17 protein-coding genes and 1 tRNA gene are annotated in these 21,756 nt (G+C 62.1%); 11 read left to right on the forward strand and 7 right to left on the reverse strand.

Features of this window, described 5'->3' with window-relative positions; all coding sequences use genetic code 11:
* Positions 1-348: 348 nt before the first annotated feature.
* On the reverse strand, positions 349-2,799 hold the full coding sequence (lon, locus tag IPM12_12210; GenBank protein MBK9148565.1) for an endopeptidase La: 2,451 nt from the start codon (positions 2,797-2,799) through the stop codon (positions 349-351).
* A gap of 192 nt (positions 2,800-2,991) precedes the next feature.
* Between lon and IPM12_12215 the strand changes: the two genes are divergently transcribed.
* Positions 2,992-3,177, forward strand: coding sequence for a hypothetical protein (locus IPM12_12215; GenBank protein MBK9148566.1), 186 nt, complete (start codon positions 2,992-2,994; stop codon positions 3,175-3,177).
* On the opposite strand, the gene IPM12_12220 is transcribed toward IPM12_12215, so the two are convergent.
* Positions 3,161-3,967, reverse strand: coding sequence for an SAM-dependent chlorinase/fluorinase (locus IPM12_12220; GenBank protein MBK9148567.1), 807 nt, complete (start codon positions 3,965-3,967; stop codon positions 3,161-3,163). The two genes, IPM12_12215 and IPM12_12220, sit on opposite strands and share 17 nt — an antisense overlap.
* Before the next feature lie 94 nt (positions 3,968-4,061).
* On the opposite strand from IPM12_12220, the gene IPM12_12225 reads away from it, so the two are divergent.
* The 5 genes from IPM12_12225 to gcvT all read left to right on the forward strand — a co-directional run bounded on the left by IPM12_12225 (position 4,062) and on the right by gcvT (position 9,351).
* Positions 4,062-5,018 (forward strand): PhoH family protein, encoded by a 957-nt coding sequence (locus tag IPM12_12225; protein MBK9148568.1) that lies wholly within the window; start codon positions 4,062-4,064, stop codon positions 5,016-5,018.
* 91 nt (positions 5,019-5,109) lie between these two features.
* A complete protein-coding gene (locus IPM12_12230) occupies positions 5,110-6,063 on the forward strand; it encodes a phosphoribosylaminoimidazolesuccinocarboxamide synthase (GenBank protein MBK9148569.1) in 954 nt (317 codons plus the stop codon).
* Positions 6,064-6,129: 66 nt separating this feature from the next.
* Entirely contained in the window at positions 6,130-7,125 is a 996-nt protein-coding gene (locus tag IPM12_12235) for an NAD-dependent epimerase/dehydratase family protein (GenBank protein ID MBK9148570.1), read from the forward strand.
* Positions 7,126-7,153: 28 nt separating this feature from the next.
* Positions 7,154-8,239 carry a glycosyltransferase family 4 protein gene (locus IPM12_12240; protein MBK9148571.1) on the forward strand — a complete coding sequence of 362 codons (1,086 nt, stop codon included), beginning with the start codon at positions 7,154-7,156 and terminating at the stop codon, positions 8,237-8,239.
* A gap of 17 nt (positions 8,240-8,256) precedes the next feature.
* Positions 8,257-9,351 carry a glycine cleavage system aminomethyltransferase GcvT gene (gene gcvT, locus IPM12_12245; protein MBK9148572.1) on the forward strand — a complete coding sequence of 365 codons (1,095 nt, stop codon included), beginning with the start codon at positions 8,257-8,259 and terminating at the stop codon, positions 9,349-9,351.
* An 8-nt stretch (positions 9,352-9,359) separates the two neighbouring features.
* Here gcvT and IPM12_12250 read toward each other — a convergent pair whose 3' ends face one another.
* The 3 genes from IPM12_12250 to dnaE all read right to left on the reverse strand — a co-directional run bounded on the left by IPM12_12250 (position 9,360) and on the right by dnaE (position 14,433).
* On the reverse strand, positions 9,360-10,283 hold the full coding sequence (locus tag IPM12_12250) for a DUF58 domain-containing protein (protein ID MBK9148573.1): 924 nt from the start codon (positions 10,281-10,283) through the stop codon (positions 9,360-9,362).
* Between the two features lie 62 nt (positions 10,284-10,345).
* Complete coding sequence (gene trxA, locus IPM12_12255; protein ID MBK9148574.1) at positions 10,346-10,666, reverse strand: thioredoxin; 321 nt, start codon at positions 10,664-10,666, stop codon at positions 10,346-10,348.
* Between the two features lie 152 nt (positions 10,667-10,818).
* Positions 10,819-14,433, reverse strand: a complete 3,615-nt coding sequence (gene dnaE / locus IPM12_12260) for a DNA polymerase III subunit alpha (protein ID MBK9148575.1) — start codon at positions 14,431-14,433, stop codon at positions 10,819-10,821.
* Between the two features lie 252 nt (positions 14,434-14,685).
* Here dnaE and IPM12_12265 point away from each other — a divergent pair, with 252 nt between their 5' ends.
* The 5 genes from IPM12_12265 (at position 14,686) to IPM12_12285 (ending at position 19,125) form a co-directional block, all read left to right on the forward strand.
* Positions 14,686-15,903 (forward strand): hypothetical protein, encoded by a 1,218-nt coding sequence (locus tag IPM12_12265; protein ID MBK9148576.1) that lies wholly within the window; start codon positions 14,686-14,688, stop codon positions 15,901-15,903.
* A 206-nt stretch (positions 15,904-16,109) separates the two neighbouring features.
* Positions 16,110-16,787 (forward strand): hypothetical protein, encoded by a 678-nt coding sequence (locus tag IPM12_12270; protein ID MBK9148577.1) that lies wholly within the window; start codon positions 16,110-16,112, stop codon positions 16,785-16,787.
* Positions 16,784-17,260 carry a nuclear transport factor 2 family protein gene (locus IPM12_12275; protein MBK9148578.1) on the forward strand — a complete coding sequence of 159 codons (477 nt, stop codon included), beginning with the start codon at positions 16,784-16,786 and terminating at the stop codon, positions 17,258-17,260. Before IPM12_12270 ends, IPM12_12275 begins: the two co-directional genes overlap by 4 nt.
* 42 nt (positions 17,261-17,302) lie before the next feature.
* Positions 17,303-17,390: transfer RNA gene (locus IPM12_12280), tRNA-Ser, on the forward strand.
* A 487-nt stretch (positions 17,391-17,877) separates the two neighbouring features.
* Positions 17,878-19,125 (forward strand): carboxylesterase family protein, encoded by a 1,248-nt coding sequence (locus tag IPM12_12285; GenBank protein ID MBK9148579.1) that lies wholly within the window; start codon positions 17,878-17,880, stop codon positions 19,123-19,125.
* Positions 19,126-19,183: 58 nt separating this feature from the next.
* Here the strand turns inward: IPM12_12285 and IPM12_12290 are convergent, their stop codons facing one another.
* Entirely contained in the window at positions 19,184-20,122 is a 939-nt protein-coding gene (locus IPM12_12290; protein MBK9148580.1) for a hypothetical protein, read from the reverse strand.
* A gap of 101 nt (positions 20,123-20,223) precedes the next feature.
* On the reverse strand, positions 20,224-21,678 hold the full coding sequence (locus IPM12_12295; GenBank protein MBK9148581.1) for a sodium:solute symporter: 1,455 nt from the start codon (positions 21,676-21,678) through the stop codon (positions 20,224-20,226).
* Positions 21,679-21,756 lie beyond the last annotated feature (78 nt).

The following is a 21,756-nucleotide window of genomic DNA, read 5'->3' on the forward strand; positions in this document are numbered from 1 at the left end:
GGTGAAATTTCTCATCCACATGCTGAATCCACAGCGCCCGGGTTGGTGAAACCGCTAGGCGGCCTATTTGCGGTCGGCTTGCAGCAACAAACGGCTTGGAGAGCCCGCACCTCAAACCCATTCGCGGCGCGGAAATTCGGTCACTTCATCACCGAAGTGCATAGTGCCTCTTCTCGATCACGAAGTTGCCCTTCCTCCTGCCGCGATCCGGGTCCTCGTTCTCGCGACCATCGAAGCTGCGCAGGAACCACGCCAGCCGTTCGCCAGGGCTGAGGGCGATGAACTCGCGCTGCCGGCGCGCATTGGCCTCTTCCTTGGTCTCTAAGCGGACGCTCTAGTCCAGTCCTTCTAAGCCACCTTCAACGCATTCTCCACCTTCTCCTTCAGCAGCGCGTGCTTCACCACCTCGATCATCTCGGTGACGTACGTGAAGCGCATTCCCTTGGTGTAGCGCGCATCAATATCCTCGATGTCCTTTCGGTTATCGGTGCTGAGGATGATCTCCTTGATGCCCGCGCGCTTGGCGGCCAGGATCTTCTCCTTGATGCCCCCTACGGGAAGCACGCGGCCGCGCAGGGTGATCTCGCCGGTCATGGCCGTGAACTTGCGCACCTTCTGCTGGGTGAAGGCACTGGCGATGCTGGTGAGCATGGTGATGCCGGCTGAGGGACCATCCTTCGGCGTGGCGCCTTCGGGCACGTGCACGTGAACGTTCCAGCGCTTGAACACATCGGGGTCGAGTCCGATGATGTCGCTATGGGACTTGATGTACTCGAGGGCGATCACGGCACTCTCCTTCATCACGTCGCCGAGGTTGCCGGTGAGGGTGAGCTTGCCTTCGCCCTTGGTGATGCTGGTCTCGATGAAGAGGATGTCGCCGCCGGTGGGCGTCCAGGCGAGGCCGGTGACCACGCCGGCCACATCATTGCCCTGGTACTTGTCGCGGGCGTGGCTGGGACCATAGATCTTCGGAAGATCCTCGATCGTGATGGTGAGGCTGTGCTTCTGCTTGAGGGCGATCTGCTTGGCGCGGTAGCGCACGAGCTTGGCAATGCGCTTCTCGAGGGTGCGCACCCCGCTTTCATCGGTGTATTGCTCGATGACGGCCTCCAGGAGCCCCGGGGCGAGCTTGAGCTGCTTGGGCTTGATGCCGTTCTCCTTGAACTGCTTGGGCAACAGGTGGCGCAAGGCGATCTCCACCTTCTCCTCTTCCGTGTAGCCGTTCACCTCAATGATCTCCATGCGGTCGCGCAGGGCCGGGTGGATGCTGCTGAGGCTGTTGGCCGTGGCCACGAACATCACGCGGCTCAGGTCGTACTCGATCTCCACGAAGTTGTCGTGGAAGGCGTTGTTCTGCTCAGGGTCGAGCACTTCGAGCAGCGCGCTGGCGGGATCTCCCTGATTGCTGCGGCCCACCTTGTCGATCTCGTCGAGCACGAAGAGCGGGTTGCTGGTGCCGGCCTTCTTCATGCTCTGGATCAGGCGGCCGGGCATGGCGCCGATGTAGGTCTTGCGGTGGCCGCGGATCTCGGCTTCATCGTGCAGGCCGCCGAGGCTCATGCGCACGTACTTGCGGCCGAGGGCTTCGGCCATGCTCTTGCCGAGGCTGGTCTTGCCCACGCCCGGCGGACCGTAGAGGCAGATGATGGGCGCCTTCATATCGCCCTTGAGCTTCAGCACCGCGAGGTGCTCGATGATGCGCTCCTTCACCTTGTCGAGCCCGAAGTGGTCGCGGTCGAGGATCTTCTGCGCGTGCTTCAGGTCGAATTTATCGATGCTGTACTCGCCCCAAGGCAATTCCAGCAGCAACTGCACATAGTTGTACTGCACGCTGAACTCCGCGCCGGCCGGGTTCATACGCTGAAGCTTGGTGAGTTCCTTCTCGAAGGTCTCCCCCACCTTCTTGCTCCACTTCTTCAAGGCCGCCTTGCCGCGCATGTCGAAGATCTCCTGCTCGATCGGGTTGCCGCCGAGCTCGTCCTGGATGGTCTTCATCTGCTGGTGCAGGAAATACTCGCGCTGCTGACGGTCCACCTCGGTGCGGACCTTGCTCTGGATCTCGTTCTTCATCTGCAGCATCTGCAGCTCCTTGGTGAGGTGCGCCAGCAGCAGCGAGGCCCGCTCACGGAGGTCGGCCACCTCGAGCATCTTCTGCTTCTCCGACACATCAGCGTTCATGTTGCTGCTGATGAAGTTCACCAGGAAGGAGGGCGAATCGATGTTCTTGATGGCGAACTGCGCCTCGGTGGGGATGTGCGGGCTCTGCTTTATGATTTCAAGTGAGAGGTCCTTCAGCGAGCTCACCAGCGCGGCGAAGCTCTTATCGTCCTTGGCGGGGCGCACTTCCTCGAACTCCTTCACGCGGGCGGTGAAGTAGGGATCCACCTTCACCATGTCGATCACCTCGAAGCGCTTCTTGCCCTGGATGATGGCCGTGGTGCTGCCATCGGGCATGCGCAGCATGCGGATTATCGTGGCGATGGTGCCCACGCTGTTCAGGTCCTCCACCCGTGGCTCTTCGATCTGGCTGTCCTTCTGGCTCACCACGCCCAGCGTGCGGTTGCCCCGGTACACATCCTGGATCAAGCGGATGCTGCGGTCACGGCCCACAGTGATCGGAATCACCACGCCCGGGAAGAGCACCGTGTTGCGCAAGGGAAGCAGGGGCAGCTCAGGCGGCGTGCTCTCCGCGTTCATCTGCTCCTCATCCTCGGCGGTGATCAAGGGGATGAGCTCGGTCTCGTTCTCGATGGCCTCGCTGCTGAACATGTCGGGGCCGCTATGGAGGATGTCGTTCATCGACGGATCGGGGTCAGATTGGCAGGAGCAAAAGTACCGCCTGCGCTCCCCGTCGGTCAGACGCGGTTTTCAACAGGCGTTGCCGCGCAGGCCAATCCATGTGCCGCCCTTCCATGACCTGCCAGATGGTCACGTGCGGGTATCCCAGGACGGATCGTGCACTAGGCCCCATTGCACGGTGATGCCTTCTCGATGAGCCTGGGCTACCATGGCGATACCGACTACAAGGCCATCGGCGATGTGTGGAACACGGGGGCTGAGCGGCCCTTCGCGTCCATCGGCGCGGACACCGCCTTGCAAGTCGAATGGAACCGTACCGAAATGCGCACGCGAAGAAGCCTTCCTCGATACGCGTTGCCCATTACCGCTTCGCGCTGAATTCCACGCGCACGGGGTCGCCTTCGTGCAGGCCCAGCAGCTTCGAGGCGCCGCCGCCGTTGCCATCGCTGCCCTTGTTCACGGCGATCTCCAAGTGCCCGCTGGCATTGAAGAAGGCCAGGCACACGCCATTGGAGACATCGGTGTAGGTGCCGTGTATCCGGGTGAGGTCGTTGGCGGTGCGCCCGAAGCGGATGCGGAAAGAGCGGCCGCTCACCATCTCCTCGAAGAGCGCGCGCTTGATGTTGGTCATCACGTTGCCGTAATGGTCAACGTAGGTGGCGCGGCCCACGATGGCGTTCTCCTGGATGGATGGCGCGAAGCCGATGAGCTCGCGCAGGGCTGTCATCTTGCGGCCGATGGTCTCTGCCACGCCGCCGCGCGCCAGGTGGCAGGCGGCCTTCACGAACACCGATCGCGTGGGGAAGGCGGCGTGGTGGTCGTCGAGTTTCATGGTGAGCTCGAAAGCCTCGTAGGGCTTGCCCTCGAAGACCAGCGGCAGGATCCCGTTGTCGGCCGTGATGAAGTGGTGCCCCTCGTGGCGCGCCACCACGTGCGCCGTGATCGCATCGGCCTCGGGGTTCACGCCGATGATGTGGATGCTCCCATCGGGGAAGGCCGAGTAAGCGTTGCGCACCACATGCGCCGCCATGGCGGTGTGGAAGGGCTTCACCTCGTGGGTGATGTCCACCACCGTGGCGCCCGGCTCCTGCTGCATGATCGCCGCCTTCACCACGGCCACATAGTGGTCCTTGGTGCCCATGTCGGTGGTGAGGGTGATGATCGCCATCGCGCGCGGTGGATAGCCTCTACCTTCGGGCGGTCAAAACTAGAGGGCGGTGAAACGCCATTCCGGGAAGTTCTCAACACACCGCCGCTGAACCTTGAGCGAGAAGCTGATCACCATCACGGGGGTTGATCCCGTGGATATCCTCGGCGCCAACGACGCCAACCTGCGGATCATCCGCGGCCTCTTCCCCAAGCTCAGCCTCGTGGCGCGCGGCGACACTGTGAAGGTGAGCGGCACCCCCGATGACATCGCGCTCTTCGAGGCCCGCTTCGCCGAGCTCCTGGGCCATGTGGCGCGCTACAATGAGCTGCCGCGCAAGGTTCTTGACGACATCATGGGCGGCGGCGAGGCCCCGCGCAACGGCGGCGACCCCGAGGATGACGTGCTCGTGTTCGGCAACGCCGGCCTACGCGTGAAAGCCCGCACGCCCAATCAGCAGCGCTTGGTGGAGGCCGTGCGCGAGAGCGACATGGTGTTCGCCATCGGTCCGGCCGGAACCGGTAAGACCTACACGGCGGTGGCCCTCGCCGTGAAGGCGCTGAAGGAGCGCAGCGTCCGCCGCATCATCCTCACACGACCTGCGGTGGAGGCCGGCGAGAACCTCGGCTTCCTGCCCGGTGACCTGCGGGAGAAGCTTGATCCCTACCTGCAGCCGCTCTACGATGCGCTCAAGGACATGATCCCCGCGGCGCGCCTGAGCGAGTACCTTGAAGAGGGCGTGATCCAAATCGCACCGCTGGCTTTCATGCGCGGCCGCACGCTCGACAATGCCTTCGTGATCCTGGATGAAGCGCAGAATGCCACGCTCCCGCAAGTGAAGATGTTCCTCACGCGCATGGGCCGCAACGCCAAGTTCGTGATCACTGGCGATGTGACCCAGGTGGACCTGCCCGACCGCCAGCCCAGCGGATTGATGCCCGCGGTTGACATGCTGCGGCAGGTGCCGGGCATCGCCATCATCGAGCTCGATGTGCGCGATGTGATCCGGCACGAGCTGGTGACGCGCGTGCTGGGCGCATTCGCGGAGCATGAGCGGAAAGGGGAAGCATGAGGGGTGAGAATGAAGAATGAAGAATGTAGAATGTAGAATGGGGGACTAGGAGAATAGAGAGGACGCTGGACGAAAAAGGATCTTGAAGAGCATGACGACGACCGATACCACGCTCATCCGCAGTGAACTGAGCCATCCGTTGATCCAGAAGGTCTATCGCGGCAAGGTGCGCGATGTGTACACCCTGAGCGACGGCCGCATCATCCTGGTGGCCAGCGACCGCATCAGCGCCTTCGATGTGGTGCTGCCGCGCGGCATCCCGCACAAGGGTCAGGTGCTCAGCCAGCTCAGTTGGCACATGCTGCAAGCCACGGCGGCCATCGCTCCGAACTGGGCCATCGCGCAGCCCGACCCGAACGTGGTGATCGGCCAGGCCTGCGAGACGGTGAAGGTGGAGATGGTGGTGCGCGGCTACCTCGCGGGCCATGCCTGGCGCACCTACAGCGAAGGCAAGCGCGTGCTCTGCGGTGCCTCGCTTCCGGAAGGCTTGAAGGAGAGTGATCGCCTGCCCGCGCCGATCATCACCCCGAGCACCAAGGCCGATGAGGGCCACGATGAGGACATCACCCCGGCGGAGATCCTCTCGCGCTGCCTGTGCACCAAGGAGGAATGGGACACGATGTGCCGATACGCGCTGGCCCTCTTCGCGGAAGGATCACGCATGGCGGAGGAGCGCGGCCTGCTGCTCGTTGACACCAAGTACGAATTCGGCCGAGCGCCCGATGGCCGCATCCTGCTCATCGATGAGGTGCATACGCCAGACAGCTCGCGCTACTTCTACGCCGATGGCTATGCTGATCGGCAGGCCAAGGACGAGCGCCAGAAGCAATTGAGCAAGGAGTTCGTTCGCGAATGGCTCATCGCCGGTGGCTTCATGGGCAAAGAGGGCCAACAGGTGCCCGCGATGGACGATGCCTTCGTGCAGAGCGTCACGGATCGTTACGTGGAATTGTACGAGCGCATCACCGGAAAGGCCTTCGTACCAGCGGACACCGGCGACCTCAACGCACGCATCCAGCAAGCGCTGAAGAAGCACCTTGGTTGATTGCAGCTGGCATCCGCACGCACCTTCCATCGTCTTCAACCGCCATCTTCGCCCCGATTCATTCGCATGCCCGTATCACTCGTCACCGGAGGCGCCGGCTTCATGGGCGCCCATGTCGTCAAGGAACTGCTCGCGCTGGGCCACACCGTTGTGGCGCTCGATGACCTCAGCGGCGGCTTCGCCGATCAGGTGGATCCACGCGCCACCTTCGTGCAAGGCAGCATCACCGACCATGAGCTGGTCGAGCGACTCTTCGCTGAGCACCGCTTCGATTATGTGTATCACCTGGCCGCTTATGCCGCAGAGGGGCTCAGCCACTTCATCCGGCGCTTCAACTACACCAACAACCTCATCGGCAGCATCAACCTGATCAATGCCAGCGTGCGGCATGGGGTGAAGTGCTTCGTGTTCACCAGCAGCATCGCGGTGTACGGGGCCTTGCCGCCGCCCATGCGCGAGGATATGGTGCCCAAGCCCGAGGACCCCTACGGAGTAGCGAAGTATGCCGTGGAGATGGACCTCTATGCCGCGCGCCACATGTTCGGTCTGGAGTACGTGGTGGTGCGCCCGCACAACGTCTATGGCGAGTATCAGAACCTCGGCGACCGCTACCGAAACGTGGTGGGCATCTTCATGAACCAGTTGATGCAGGGCCAGCCCATGACCGTTTTCGGCGATGGCGAGCAGAAGCGCGCCTTCACCTACATCGGCGATATCGCGCCGATCATCGCCACGGCGGCGCTCACGCCTTCGGCCTTCGGAGAGGTCTTCAACGTGGGCGCCGATACGCCCTACACCGTGAACGAACTGGCCACCCTCGTTCAAGAGGCCATGGGCATCCGCGGCGAAGTGCGCCACCTCGACGCGCGCAATGAAGTCGTCTTCGCCTTCAGTGACCACAGCAAGGTGGAGCGCATATTCGGCAAGCGCCGGGAAACCACGCTCGCCGAAGGGCTCGCGCGCATGGCTCCCTGGGCCAGATCCACAGGTGCCCGCGAGAGCAGCCGTTTCGGCAACATCGAGATCGAACAGGGCTTGCCGCCGAGCTGGAGGGTGAAATAGCCCCCGGCTATCTTCGGCCGCCCATCCGATGCCCTCGATCCTCTTCGTGGCGCCGCACCGCGCGGGCCGCAATCCCAGCCAGCGCTTCCGGTTCGAGCAGTACATGCCGCATCTGGAGGCCCAGGGCTTCCGCTGCGAGTTGAGCTATCTGGTGGGCCCCAGCGACGACGCCTACTTCTATGCACCGGGCCATTTTGCCAAGAAGCTGCGCTTCGTGGCCCAGTGCTTCCTGCACCGGCAACGCGACCTGGCCAGGCTCAAGGAATTCGACATCGTATTCATCCAGCGCGAGGCCTTGATGACCCGCAGCACCTGGTTCGAGCGCCAATGCCGGAAACGCGGCGCACGAATCGTATTCGATTTCGACGACAGCATCTGGCTCAGCAACGTGAGCGCCGCTAACCGCCGCTGGCGCTGGGTGAAGGATGCGGGCAAGACCAGCAAGCTCATCGCCCTGGCCGACCGCGTATTCGCCGGCAACGATTACCTGGCCGATTATGCTCGGCAATTCAGCGCCCACGTGCACGTGGTGCCCACCACCATCGACACCGATGAATACACACCGCGCACGAGCCGTGCTCCCGGTCCCGTGTGCATCGGCTGGAGCGGGAGCATCACCACCATCCAGCACTTCCAGTACGCCATTCCTGCGCTGAAAGCGATCCGCGAGCGCTTCGGCGATCAGGTCTGCTTCCGTGTGGTGGGCGACAGCGGTTTCCGCGTGCCGGAACTGGGCATCGTTGGGCTACCCTGGCGGAAGGACACGGAACTCGATGACCTGCGCGCCATGGACATCGGCATCATGCCCCTGCCCGACGATGAATGGGCTCGCGGGAAATGCGGCCTCAAGGGCCTGCAGTACATGGCGCTGGGAATCCCCACCCTCATGAGCCCCGTGGGCGTGAACACCGAGATCATCCAGCACGGCGTGAACGGATACCTGCCTCGGAACAACCAGGAATGGGTGGAAAGCCTCTCGCGCTTGATCTCCGATGCCGACCTTCGCCGCCGCATGGGGGACAAGTCCCGGCGCACCGTGGAGGAGCGCTACTCGACCAGGGCCTGGCGCGACCGCTACCTCAAGCACTTCAACGAAATCCTGCAACGCACATGAGTGAGATCACCACCGAATTGAAGCGCACCGCGCTCACCAGCATCCACGAAACGCTCGGCGCCAAGATGGTGCCCTTCGCCGGCTACCTCATGCCCGTTCAGTATAGTGGCGTCATCGATGAGCACAACACCGTGCGCAACAGCGTGGGCATGTTCGATGTGAGCCACATGGGCGAATTCATCGTGCGCGGTCCCGGCGCCTTGGACTTGATCCAAAAGGTGACCAGCAACGATGCCAGCAAGCTCACCGTGGGCAAGGTGCAGTACAGCTGCCTGCCGAACACGAGCGGCGGCATCGTGGACGACCTGCTGGTTTACCGCATGCAGCACCAGGACGATCACCATTACGTGCTGGTGGTGAATGCCAGCAACATCGAGAAGGACTGGAACTGGATCAACGGCCTCAACACCTTCGATGCGCAGCTGGAGAACATCAGTGAACGCATGAGCCTGTTGGCCGTGCAAGGGCCGAAGGCCGTGGACACGCTCAAGGGCTTTTTCACGGAGGACATCGCGAACATGCCGTATTACACGGCCATGTACGCCGAGATGAAAGGCGTTGGCCTGGTGCTGATCAGCACCACCGGCTATACCGGCGCGGGCGGTTATGAGGTGTACATGCCCAATCCGCTTGCGGAGAAGGCCTGGCATGCGATCATGGAAGCGGGCAAGCCATATGGCATCAAGCCCACCGGCCTGGCCGCACGCGACACCCTCCGCCTCGAAATGGGCTTCTGCCTGTACGGCAACGACATCGACGACAGCACCTCTCCCATCGAGGCCGGCCTGGGCTGGATCACCAAGTTCACCAAGGACTTCACGAACAGCGCTGCCATCAAGGGCCATAAGGAGAACGGCACCGCCCGCAAGCTGGTGGGCTTCGAGCTGCTCGACCGCGGAATCCCGCGCCATGGCATGGCGGTGGTTGATGCGGATGGTGGTGCGATCGGCACGGTGACAAGCGGCACCATGAGCCCTACGCTCAACAAGCCCATCGGCATGGCCTACGTGCCCGTGGCGCTGAGCGCGCCCGGCTCGGCCATCACCATTGATGCGCGCGGCAAGCGACTTCAGGCCCAAGTGGTGAAGCTGCCTTTCCTGCAGCAGGGATAGGCTCCTTCTCAGTAGAGCTTCGCCCGCCGGGTGAGGAACTCCAGGAGCAAAGGCCCGAAGCCGGCGTTGATGTCTGCTTCCACGAGCTCGATCCGGTACTGGCCGCATTTGAGCTTGAGCCGGTGCCAGCGGTCCGCGATGGCCGCGCGGTAGCCTACACGGATTTCGCTGGGGTGCGCTTTCACCTGCTCCCCGCTCTCCACATCCACGAAGGTGTATGGCCGGTCGGGCAGGTCCAGCTCCAGTTCGCGCTTGCGGTCAACCACATGGAAGAGGATGATATCGTGCTTGTTGAAGCGCAGGTGCTGCAAGGCATCAAAGACCTCGGCTTCACGGTCCTGGTCGTCGAGCATATCGCTGAGGATCACCACCAGGCTGCGGCGATGCGCGCGCTGGGCGATGTCGTGCAAGGCCTCGACCAATCCGGTGCGCTGGTTGCGGGCCGGCGCCTCGGCGGCGAGCAATCCTTCGAGCTGGGCCATGAGGTGGCGCAAGTGCGTGGCGTTGCTGCGCGCGCGCTCAGCCAGCATCACGTGCTCGCGGAAGAGCGTGAGGCCCGCGGCATCGCGCTGCTTGCGCAGCAATTGGATGAATGCGGCCGCGGCGTGCACGGCGAATCCAACCTTGTTGAGCTCCTTCGCTTCGCCCTTCTCGGGGAAGTACATGGATGAGGAGGCGTCGAGCACCAGTTCGCAGCGCAGGTTGGTCTCTTCCTCGTAACGCTTCACGAAGAGCTTGTCGGTGCGGGCGTAGAGCTTCCAATCGATGTGGCGCGTGCTCTCGCCCTGGTTGTAGGCGCGGTGCTCGGCGAATTCCACGCTGAAGCCGTGGAAGGGGCTCTTGTGCAAACCCGCCAGGAAACCCTCGACCACTTGGCGGGCCTTGAAATCGAGGGCGCTGAGGGCCTGTATCCGGTCTTGCTCGATGGGCATGGGTTGGCAAAGAACGGGAAAGCCCCGGCGGTTGCCGAGGCCTTCTCAGTTCCTTGGATTCGTCAGCCCAGTTGACCGATCAGCTTTTGCTGCAACTGGGGCTTGGGCACGGCGCCCACGCTGCGGTCAACCACCTCGCCGTTCTTGAAGAACAGGATCGTGGGGATGCTGCGGATCCCGTACTTCATGCTGATGCCGGGGTTGTGGTCCACGTTGAGCTTGCCCACCACGGCCTGGCCGTCATATTCCTTTCCGAGCTCTTCCACCACGGGGCCCACCATGCGGCAGGGGCCGCACCATTCCGCCCAAAAGTCAACCATCACGGGTTTGTCGCTCTTGAGGACGAGTTCTTCGAAGTTGTTGTCGGTGAATTCGAGTGCCATGTTGTTGTTTGGTAATTGGACTGGCCGATGATGGTCGGCCCGTACGCGGGTTGCTGGTCGTTCCTTGCGCCGGTTCCTTACTCCCGGACTGCGGCGCCAAAGGTACCCCCCTTGAGCGATCTCCTTGCCACGGGAGATTCCACGACAGGGTGTCAGTTCAACGCGTAGTTCAATTCAGCAATCCCATCCAGGCGCACAACCAGCTCCTCATTGATCGCCACCGCCAATCCCTTACTGGGCAGGTCCACGGCCAGTTTCTCGGCTTCGCTCACCAATTGCACCACCACCTTGCACTTGCCCGGGTTGGCCTTGATCAGCTGTCCAAGGTCGCGCACCAGTTCATCGTTGGCATGGTCTGCATCGAGCTTGATCGTGAGCTTGTTCATGTACTTCTCGCGCACATCGCTTAGCAATTCCATGCTGGTGATCTTGAACTCCATCTGGCCCTCGTCGCGGCCCCAGGTACGGGCCATGGCGCGGCCCCGCACGAAGAGCAATGCACCCTGTTGCAGGTACAGCTTGAAGCGCATATAGTCCTCACTGAAGAGCATGAAGTCATGGCTGCCATAATGGTCCTCCAGGCTGAAGCTTCCGAAGGGCTTCCCGCTCTTGGCGATCCGGTGCTCTGCTTTGGTGACGATGCCCGCGAAAGTGACATCGCGGCCTTCGAGCGCCTTGAGGTCCTGGAGCTGCGCCAGGTTATGGTGGCAGAGGTGCTTGATCTCCAGCCGGTGGTCGTCGAGCGGGTGGCCGCTGAGGTAGAAGCCGATCACCTCCTTCTCGAAGTGCAGTTTCTCCAGTGCGCTCCATCCATCGATCTGAGGCACGGCCGGTTCCGGGATCCCTGCGCCCTCAACCGTATCGCCGAACATGCTCACTTGCGAGCTATCCTCACTGTCCTTGTGCTGCTGACCGTACCGCGCCAGGGTCTCCATCCAGGTGGGCTTTCCTTCCCCCGCGCTGTGGAAGAAGGCTGCGCGCTGGACATTGAGCCCGTCGAAGGCGCCCGCGTAGGCCAGGCTTTCGAGCGCCTTGCGATTCGCGGCGCGCAGATCCACCCGGCGCACCAGGTCGAAGATGCTCTTGAACGGGCCGTTCGCCTCGCGCTCGCTCACGATGGCCGCCACCGCGCTCTCCCCCACCCCTTTCACGGCCCCCAATCCGAAGCGGACCTGGCCTTTCTTGTTCACGCTGAAGGCGAAGCTGCTCTCATTCACATCGGGGCCCAGCACCTTGATGCCCATGCGACGGCACTCTTCCATGAAGAAAGTGACCTTGTCGATGCTGCTCTGCGAATGCGTGAGCACCGCAGCCATGAACTCGCTCGGGTAGTTGGCCTTCAGCCAGGCCGTCTGGTAGGCCACGAACGCGTAGCAGGTGCTGTGCGATTTGTTGAAGGCGTACTGTGCGAAGGCTTCCCAATCCTTCCACACTTTCTCGCAGACCTTCTCATCGAGCCCTCTGGCTGCGGTTCCCGCGAGGAATTGCCCCTTCATTTTATCCAGCGTGGCGCGGTCCTTCTTGCCCATCGCCTTGCGCAGCACATCCGCATCGCCCTTGCTGAAGCCCGCGAGCTTCTGCGAGAGCAGCATCACCTGCTCCTGGTACACCGTGATGCCGTATGTCTCCTTCAGCAGGTCCTCCATCTCCGGGAGGTCGTACATGATCTTCTCTTGCCCGTGCTTGCGCTTGATGAAGCTGGGGATGTACTCCAGCGGGCCCGGCCGGTACAGCGCGTTCATGGCGATGAGGTCGCCGAACTGGTCGGCCTTCAGCTCGCGCAGGTACTTCTGCATGCCCGCGCTCTCGAACTGGAAGGTGCCGTTGGTCTCGGCGCGCTGGTAGAGGGCGTAGGTCTTCGGGTCGTCGAGGGGGATGCTGTCGATGTCGATCCGGATCCCGTGGTTCTGGTCGATCAGCCGCAGCGCGTCGCGGATGATGGTGAGCGTCTTAAGCCCGAGGAAGTCCATCTTGATCACGCCGGCGTCCTCCACCACCTTGCCGTCGTATTGCGTCACCAGCATGGGGGAGTCCTTCGTGGTGCACACGGGCAGGATCTCCTTCAGGTCCTGCGGGGCGATGATGATGCCGGCCGCGTGGATGCCGACGCCGCGCACGCTGCCTTCCACCTTCTCGGCTTCGCGCAGCACATCGGCGGTGAGTTCGCCGCTCTCCAGGATCTCGCGCAATTGCTTCACGCCTGCGAGTTCGTCGGCGCCCAGGTTCTCTTTCGCCTTCAGGCTATCCGCTCCTTCGAGCGGTGCGCGGAGCACGCGTCCCAACTCAATGCCCGGACGCTCGGGCACCAGCTTCGCGAGGCGATCGGCTTCGTTCAGCGGCAGGTCCATCACGCGCGCCACATCGCGGATGCTGCTCTTGGCCGCCATGCCGCCGTAGGTGATGATCTGCGCCACCTGGTTCTGCCCGTACTTCTGCACCACGTAATCGATCACCTTCTGCCGCCCTTCGTCGTCGAAGTCGGTGTCGATATCGGGCATGCTCTTGCGGTCCGGGTTCAGGAAACGCTCGAAGAGCAGGTCGTACTTGATCGGGTCGATGTTGGTGATGCCGATGCAATAGGCCACCGCACTGCCCGCCGCTGAACCACGCCCCGGGCCGATCAGCACGCCAATGTCGCGGCCGTGATTGATGAAGTCCTGCGTGATGAGGAAGTATCCGCTGAAGCCCATCGTCTTGATGGTGAACAGCTCGAAGTCGAGGCGCTCCTTGATCTTCGGATCCAATGAATCGATCCCGGCGGAATCATCCTTGATGTATCGGCGGATCGCACCCTGATAAGTGAGGTGCTTCAGGTATTCGTCCTGGTCCGCGAAGCCATCGGGGATCTGGAAGTTCGGAAGGAGGATGTCCTTCTTCAGTTTCAGCGGCTCGATCTTATCGACGATGAGGTTGGTGTTGTCCAGCGCCTCGGGCAGGTCGCTGAACACCTTCGCCATCTGCGTGGTGGTCTTGAAGAAGAACTCATCGTTCGGGAAGGCGAAGCGTTTGCCCTTCTGCGATCCTTCCTCGTCGCCGTCGTCGGCCTTGGGCGTGCTCTGCTTCTCGCCGGTGTTGATGCACAGCAGGATGTCGTGCGCGTTGGCGTCCTGCTGATCCACATAGTGGCTGTCGTTGCTGGCGATGATCGGCACCTTGTACTTGGCCGCCCACTTCACCAGTACCGCGTTCACCTGGTCCTGCTCGGGAATGCCGTGGCGCTGCAGCTCGATGTAGTAGTCCTCGCCGAATTGATCGAGCCACCACTTGAATTCCTCCTCACCAGCCGCTTCGCCCTTGCGGAGTATGGTACGCGGCACGCTCGCGCCCAAGCAGCAGGTCGTCGCGATCAGTCCTTCCTTGTACTTCTCGACGAGCTCCTTGTCGATGCGCGGGTACTTGCTGTAAAAGCCCTCCATATAGCCGAGTGAGCAGAGCTTGCTCAGGTTCTTGTAGCCCGTGGCGTTCTTCGCCAGCAGCAATTGGTGTACGCGCTGGTCCTTATCGTCCCGTGTGAATGTCTTGCGTGTGCGATCGGCCACCAGGTAGAACTCGCAGCCTACGATCGGCTTCACCTTCGGCGTGCCATCCTCATTCTTGTGCTTGCCTGCCTCCGCCACGAACTTGAATACGCCGAACATGTTGCCATGATCGGTGATCGCCAACGCGGGCTGACCATCGGCAGCGGCCTTCTTGTACAACGCAGGAATAGCGGCGGCGCCATCCAACAGCGAGAACTGGGTGTGGACGTGTAGGTGGGAGAACTTCATGACAGGAGCGCGAAACTATCGGAGGGAGGGGGAGATGAGAGGGGGCAGTTATTCACGATCGGACACCGTGCTCTCAATTTGTTTGGACACGAATGGACGCGGCGTCCATTGTTGTCCATTGAAACGCCCAGCTAAGCGCTGCCTTCGACCGCGCTCCATCAGCCGGGAACAATATGTGCCCGTACGCGAACCGCCGAGGCCGAAGCAACGCTCCGATCCGTTTGCGTCATTTGCATCAAACCCGGGCCACCCATGCGCGCGATCAATACGCTCTTGCTCTTCTTTTGCCTTACCAGCTTGCATGCGCAATGGACCTGGGTACCGCGCGCCAGCCTAGGTGCATCCAATCAGCCACGCTGGGGCACGTGCGAATTCGTGATCGGCGGCAAGGCCTATGTGGTGGGCGGCCGCGTGGGTACCAGCGATGTGAACGAGGTATGGGCCTACGACCCGCTGATCGATACTTGGGAGGCGAAGGCGCCCATTCCCGGCGAGCGCAGGCTTGCGGCGGCTTTCGCCATCAATGGGAAGGGCTACGTCGCGTGCGGCCTTGTGCAAACTTCAACGATGCTAGCCGATCTGCTCGAGTATGATCCCGTAGCCGACGCGTGGACGCAACGCGCCCCATTGCCCGATGCCGCTCGTTATTCAGCAGCGGCCTTCGCCGTAAATGGCAAAGGCTACATAGTAGGCGGCAACCAAGGCGGCGCAAACGGCCCGTTCAGCACAGACACTTGGATGTATGATCCGGCCACCAATGCCTGGAGCGAAATGGCGCCGATCCCCGGTCAGGCCTTGTTCGCGGCGCGCGGTTTCACCGCTGATGGCAAAGGCTACGTGCTCGGCGGCCGTTTGGCGGACCAGACCTTCACGAATGCCTTGTGGCAGTATGATCCCGCGACGAATAGCTGGCAGGGCCGCGCAGCGCTGCCCGGAATCCCGCGCACCTATTCCTACACATGGTCGCTGGACTACCACGGCCTCATCATGGCTGGCGATAATCTGCAAGGCCAGCAACTCAACGACCTCTGGCGCTACCTGCCTAGCAACAACAGCTGGACCGCGTTCACCCCTTACACTGGTGGCGGCATGTGGGGCGGCGCGGCCTTCGCCATCGACGGACGCGTATACGCAGGGCTCGGTCGACAAGGCAGCGGGGCGGTGAATGACCTCATGGAGCTGCGCGATGCCTTCACATCAATCAACGATTCCATTTCCGGCGTCGGCTTCCTTCTAGCGCCGAACCCCTGTGCGCCTGGCAGCGTGCTTCAAGTGCGGATGCCGTCTGGAGCAGTTCCTGTTGCTTCGGAGTTGGTCCTGCATGATTCGCGCGGGCGCGTGGCGGTGCGATTGCGGCTGCTGAACATGGAAGCGCACATCAAACTGCCCGACTTGGCGCCGGGCTATTACACGGTCAGCTTGGAGCAAAGCGGTAAGCCAATCGGTCGGCAGTTGATCGCTGTGGAATAGCGCCGAAGCCTGCTTTCATTTCTGCGCGATGGCAGCGCGCAAGAACAATTGCTCCAATATGGAGGACCATCGCAGGAGGGCAGAACAGCCCTGCAGTTTCACCCATGGGTGAGTATCCATTCGCACCGTGGTTGCCACACCTGTCGTCGGCTGTGAAGTCGTTTTCGTAACACCTCCACCCATTCTCCCCATCTTTCGCCATGCGCATCCGCACCAACACCCTGCTCGCGACGGCACAGATTCCCGACGGCGGCGGAGAATTGAGGCTCTACCAACGCAGCGATGATTTCGCCATTGAGGTGGTGGGCATTGCTGGTGAGTTGATGAGCACCGCGATCCACGGATCGGAGGATGCATTGGCGGACCTCGCGCTGAAGCAGCTGAAGGATGCCAGCCGTGCGCGCGTGCTCGTAGGCGGCTTGGGCATGGGCTTCACGCTGTCGGCGGCGCTACGCGGCGTGGGCGCACGAGGGGAGGTGGTGGTAGCGGAGTTGGTGCCCGAGGTGGTGGAATGGAACAAAGGGCCGATGGGCGAACGCTCTGGCAACCCGATGAAGGATCCGCGCGCCAAGGTTTTTGTTGGCGATGTGCTGGAGCTGATCCGAACTGAGCGCGATGGCTACGATGCCATCCTGCTCGATACCGACAATGGCCCCGAAGGATTGACCCAGCCGAGGAACAACCGCCTCTACTCGCACCGTGGCCTTCGCTCAGCCTACGATGCGCTGCGCCCGCACGGGGTGCTCGCGGTATGGAGCACGCACCCCGATGCGCCCTTCACCAAGCGGCTGGCGATGGCGGGCTTCCGCGTGCGGGAAGAGAAAGTGCATGCCCACGGCAGCAAGGGCACCAAGCACCATTTGTGGTTCGCGTCGCGAACATGACCATCGCCCGACCCATGTCCGTGATCAACCGCTTCTTCACCGCCTTCGCCTCGGGCGATGCCGCAGCCATGGGTGCTTGCTACGCCGACGATGCCCGCTTCCGCGATCCCGCCTTCGGCGACCTGGATGCGAAGCAGGTGCGCGCCATGTGGCAGATGCTCTTAGGGCGAAGCAAGGACCTGCGCATCACGTTTACCGTACTGCGCGCGGATGAGCACAGCGGCGCATGCGAGTGGCACGCGCGATACACCTTCGCTTCCACGGGACGCAAGGTCCACAACATCATCCGCAGTGAGTTCACGCTGCGCAATGGGCTGATCGTGCAGCAACACGACCGATTCAACTTCTGGCGATGGAGCCGGCAGGCGCTGGGGGCCGTGGGTTGGCTGCTCGGATGGACGCCTATCGTTCAGGGCAAGGTGCGCCGAACGGCTCGGAACGCGCTGGACAAGCACCTTCGCCAAGGTGCCTGAGCACCAGCGGTGAATGCGGGCCTCTACATTCGCGCCGCTCTCGGAGAGGTGGCAGAGCGGTCGAATGCGGCGGTCTTGAAAACCGCTTTACCTACGGGTAACGGGGGTTCGAATCCCTCCCTCTCCGCCAACGCCACAGCTCGGCTGCGAAAGCAGCCGGGTTCTTCATTCAAGGCCAAGCCGAGCAACGCTCGAGCGCAGGCCGAGGAATGAAGAACCCGATCGCGCGAGCGATCCGGGTGATGCGTTGAAGCCCTCCCCTAACGGGAAAGGCCGACGGAGGAGGCCAATCCCGACCTCTTCATTGAGCAACGCTCGAGCGCAGGCCGAGGAATGAAGAACCCGATCGCGCGAGCGATCCGGGTGATGCGTTGAAGCCCTCCCCTAACGGGAAAGGCCGACGGAGGAGGCCAATCCCGACCTCTTCATCGAGCAACGCTCGAGCGCAGGCCGAGGAATGAAGAACCCGATCGCGCGAGCGATCCGGGTGATGCGTTGAAGCCCTCCCCTAGCGGGAAAGGCCGACGGAGGAGGCCGATCCCGACATCGTAGCCGCGCCGCGCTGGGGTGACTACGGGCGAATGAAGAACCCCATCAGTCCACCCTAGCTTTGAGCCGTGCGTTCCTCATTCATCCTACCCACCCTCCTCGCCTTCACCGTTCGCGCACAGGATTGCAGCATCCCGTTCACGGAGCCGCTCTTCGGCGTGCAGGTTGACAGCAATGTCTGGTACGGCAACGCCACGCGCTATAACGGCGGCACCGACAGCCTTCGCCTCAACCTGTACAAGCCAGTGGGTGATGGCCAGACTGAGCGGCCGCTCGTGGTACTGATCCATGGCGGCGGCTTCGTCGAAGGGCACAGGAATGACTTCAATGCACTTTGCGAATCCTTCGCATCCTTCGGATATGCAGCGGCCACGATCAGCTATCGCTTGGGCTATTACGGCAATGGCATCCTCGAAGCGCCCTATGCGTACGACCCGAACGAGTTCCGGCGTGCGGCCTACCGCGCCATGCAGGACGCCAAAGGCGCGATCCGCTTCTTGAAGGGAAGAAGCGCGCAAGACAGCACGAGCACCACCAGCGTGATCCTGCTCGGGGCCAGTGCAGGAGCCATCACCGCCATGCACGCAGCGTATTTGGACCAAGCCACCGAGAAGCCTGCGAGCTGCGAAGCCATCGGCCAAGTGCAGCACTTCTTCAACTTCTATCCAAGGCCGGACCTCGGCGATGTGGATGGCGAGCTGAACCAGAATGGGCACAATACGAACGTGCTCGGCGTCGTGAACCTCTTCGGTGCGGTGCTCGATACCTCCTATATCGAATCGGCGCTGGACCCGGCGCTCTTCTCCTACCATCAGACCGGCGATCCGGTGGTGGGCTGCGGGCTGCAGCGGCCCTACTGGGGCTTAGGCCTTGGGCTTCCCGATCAACTCCCTTGGATCCACGGATCCTGCCATATCGACCTGCGCGTTCAACACCTTGGATTCTCTGCGGACCGCTATCAGTTCCAGCTGCACACCGGCAACGAACACACGGTGCATGACCCGGTCGGGGTGCTCGCGGAAGCCGCATCGTGGATGCGTGACCTCTTCTGCTTCCCGACATCCCTCACCGCAGTGGAACCCATCGATGCCTTCAGCATTCATCCGAATCCAGCGCATGGCCTTGCTTGGGTCACGATGCCGCTGGGAACGGCGGGGGAATTGGAGCTGATGGATCCCCTTGGCCGGTTGGTCTCACGCACCTCCCTCACTGCCCAGCTCACCGAATTGGACCTGCGCTCCTTGGCCCCTGGCACGTACTTAGTCCGATTGCGGCACCACGGCGGCGCGCGCACGCTTCGATTGGTCTTGGATTGAGCACCGAAGCAAAAGGGCAGGAACTGCGGTTCGCGCAGCTCCCGCCCTCACGCATGCATCACAATGCCATCACCATCGCCTCGAATTCGCTGAGCGTTGTCGGCGAGAAGGTGATCACCTGGTTCAGGCCCGGCGCGACCATCGCAGCGGTCACTGAACTGGAATAAGTGCCTCCGATGTTGGATAGCGCGACGATCTTGATGTTCAATCCGACCGGCACCGTGTAATAGCTGCCCAAGCTGAACACGTTGCTGCTCGATGCCGGCATGCACGCGATTGAGTTCTGGTCCTGGAACACCAGCCACATGAGCGTGTTCGAATCATCGTGGCCTTCGGGACAGGTCACTTGCAGGGTGGTCTGCCCACCCGTGCCCATGAACACATCGACATTCACCCAGCCCAGCGAATCATTCGGGAATCCATAGCCTGTGCTGTCCTGCCCCAGCGGAAGGGAGTTATCGAACGGATTCCAGACGATCGTGCCATCGGATGCCAGTTCACCGCTGAAGAGCGACATGGTCGGATCCGTCCCGTTGGGCGCGGGGACATAGACCTGGCCGGCATTCCCAGTGAGCTCCAGCGGCTCACCGCTTTGGGTGGCATTCAGATAGTACTGGCCACCGCTCCGCAGCAGCGCCAATTGCCCATTGTCATTGCCCAAGGTCTGCTTATTCAACCAGAGCATCTGCCCGAGGGTCAAGGCCTCTACCAGTTCCACTTGCACCAGGCCTGATACCGCGCTGCCGGACATGGTCCGGAAGGCATTCGGCGCGAAATAGATGCCGGTACCCGACGCACCGTTGACATATCCGCCGGCCGATGCCGAAACGGTGAATGTCTGTTTGGCGTCATCCACATGGCCATGAAAGAGCGCCCTCATCGCATTCACCGCAGGGACAACCGGCGTTGGCGACGGTGCGCCGGGCTCATCCTTCTTACAGCCAGCCAGGGCGATTGCGGCCACGAAAAGGGCCGTTTTGAATTCTTGCGTTCTCATCGTGGTTGTGTTTGATGGAAGGATCACTCCCTTCGTTCATACTACACGATCAGCGCAGCCGCTCGGTTGGGTGGCCCTGGGGTTTCAGAAGGGATCCGGAATCAGGCCTTGCTGTTCGGACGCGCGCAGAGAGCCAGTCCCGCGAAGGTGATCGCTCCATTCACCAGCAGCAGTTCGAAGCCGAAGGTGTAGCCACCGAAGAGTTCCTTGCTGTACAGGTCGAGCAGGTATGAGATCACCGGTGATAGCACGGCCACCAGCGGCACCCATCGGTCGCTCACGGCGACGCGCGTCATCATCCCGAATGCGAAGAGGCCGAGCAGCGGCCCGTAGGTGTAGCCCGCCACCTTGAACACGGTCTTGATCACGCTATCGTCGTTGAGCAATTTGAACAGCAGGATCTGCGCTACCATCACCACGCTCATGAGCAGATGGACTTTGCGGCGGATGGCCAGCCGCCGACCCTCCGGCCGCTTGTCGATCTCCAGCACATCCACGCAAACGCTGGTGGTGAGGGCCGTGAGCGCGCTGTCGGCACTGGAGTAGGCCGCTGCGATCAGGCCCAGGATGAAGAGCAGGCCCACCGCGATGGGCAGGGTGCCGCCCGCGGCGATCAGGGGATAGAGCTGGTCGGCCTTCGCCGGGAGCGCGATGCCGAAACGATCGGCGTACAGGTAGAGCAAGGCCCCAAGTGAGAGGAAGACCAGGTTGACCAACACCAGCACCAGGCTGAAGGAGACCATGTTCTTCTGCGCTTCACCGATGCTGCGACAGCTCAGGTTCTTCTGCATCATGTCCTGGTCGAGGCCCGTCATGGCGATGGCGATGAACATGCCGCCGAGGAATTGCTTCCAGAAGTAGGTGCCTGGCCTGGGGTCATCGAAGAAGAAGACGCGGCTCAGTTCGCTGGACTTCACCTGGGCCAGGGTCTCGCCGATGCTCCAGCCCATCCGGTCGCCGATGAGCACCACGGTGAGGCCTACCGCCAGGAGCATGAAGAGCGTCTGCAGCGTGTCCGTCCAGATGATGGTGCGCATGCCGCCCTTGTGCGTGTAAAGCCAGATGAGCGCGATGGTGAGCACCACGGTTGTCATGAAGTTCACATCGAGCGCATCGAACACGAGGTATTGCAGCACCACGGCCACCAGGTAGAGCCGTGCCGCAGATCCCAAGCTGCGGCTCAGCAGGAAGAACCAGGCGCCGGTGAGATAGCTGCTGCGCCCGAAGCGTTGGCCCAGGTACCCATAGATGCTGGTGAGCTGCAACCGGTAGTAGAGCGGCATCAGCACGAAGGCGATCACCGCGTAGCCCGGCAGGTAACCGAGCACCATCTGCAGGTAGCTGAACTGGTCCTTGCCCACCATGCCCGGCACGCTGATGAAGGTGACGCCGCTGAGCGAGGCGCCGATCATGCCAAAGGCCACGATGTACCATGGACTCTTGCGCTCGCCCAGGAAGAAGGCGCTATTGCCTGCGCCCCGCGAGGTGATCACGGAGATGGCGTAGAGCAAGGCGAAGTAGGCCGAGATGACCATCAGGACGAGCGCGGGCGACATGGCACGAATGAAGCGCAGCGGGAGAGCGCCAGGAGGATCCGATCAGCCGAGTTCTCAAGCAACGGCTGTCAACCAAGA

It is taken from the genome of Flavobacteriales bacterium (assembly GCA_016716605.1).
In the GTDB taxonomy this organism is placed as follows: Bacteria; Bacteroidota; Bacteroidia; order Flavobacteriales_F; family PHOS-HE28; genus PHOS-HE28.

Excerpts from the sequence above, each read along its gene's own strand:
- lon (MBK9148565.1), bottom strand. The coding sequence starts at position 2,799 with ATGAACGACATCCTCCATAGCGGCCCCGACATGTTCAGCAGCGAGGCC.
- IPM12_12215 (MBK9148566.1), top strand. The coding sequence starts at position 2,992 with ATGAGCCTGGGCTACCATGGCGATACCGACTACAAGGCCATCGGCGAT.
- IPM12_12220 (MBK9148567.1), bottom strand. The coding sequence starts at position 3,967 with ATGGCGATCATCACCCTCACCACCGACATGGGCACCAAGGACCACTAT.
- IPM12_12230 (MBK9148569.1), top strand. The coding sequence starts at position 5,110 with ATGACGACGACCGATACCACGCTCATCCGCAGTGAACTGAGCCATCCG.
- IPM12_12235 (MBK9148570.1), top strand. The coding sequence starts at position 6,130 with ATGCCCGTATCACTCGTCACCGGAGGCGCCGGCTTCATGGGCGCCCAT.
- IPM12_12240 (MBK9148571.1), top strand. The coding sequence starts at position 7,154 with ATGCCCTCGATCCTCTTCGTGGCGCCGCACCGCGCGGGCCGCAATCCC.
- IPM12_12250 (MBK9148573.1), bottom strand. The coding sequence starts at position 10,283 with ATGCCCATCGAGCAAGACCGGATACAGGCCCTCAGCGCCCTCGATTTC.
- trxA (MBK9148574.1), bottom strand. The coding sequence starts at position 10,666 with ATGGCACTCGAATTCACCGACAACAACTTCGAAGAACTCGTCCTCAAG.
- dnaE (MBK9148575.1), bottom strand. The coding sequence starts at position 14,433 with ATGAAGTTCTCCCACCTACACGTCCACACCCAGTTCTCGCTGTTGGAT.
- IPM12_12265 (MBK9148576.1), top strand. The coding sequence starts at position 14,686 with ATGCGCGCGATCAATACGCTCTTGCTCTTCTTTTGCCTTACCAGCTTG.
- IPM12_12275 (MBK9148578.1), top strand. The coding sequence starts at position 16,784 with ATGACCATCGCCCGACCCATGTCCGTGATCAACCGCTTCTTCACCGCC.
- IPM12_12290 (MBK9148580.1), bottom strand. The coding sequence starts at position 20,122 with ATGAGAACGCAAGAATTCAAAACGGCCCTTTTCGTGGCCGCAATCGCC.
- IPM12_12295 (MBK9148581.1), bottom strand. The coding sequence starts at position 21,678 with ATGTCGCCCGCGCTCGTCCTGATGGTCATCTCGGCCTACTTCGCCTTG.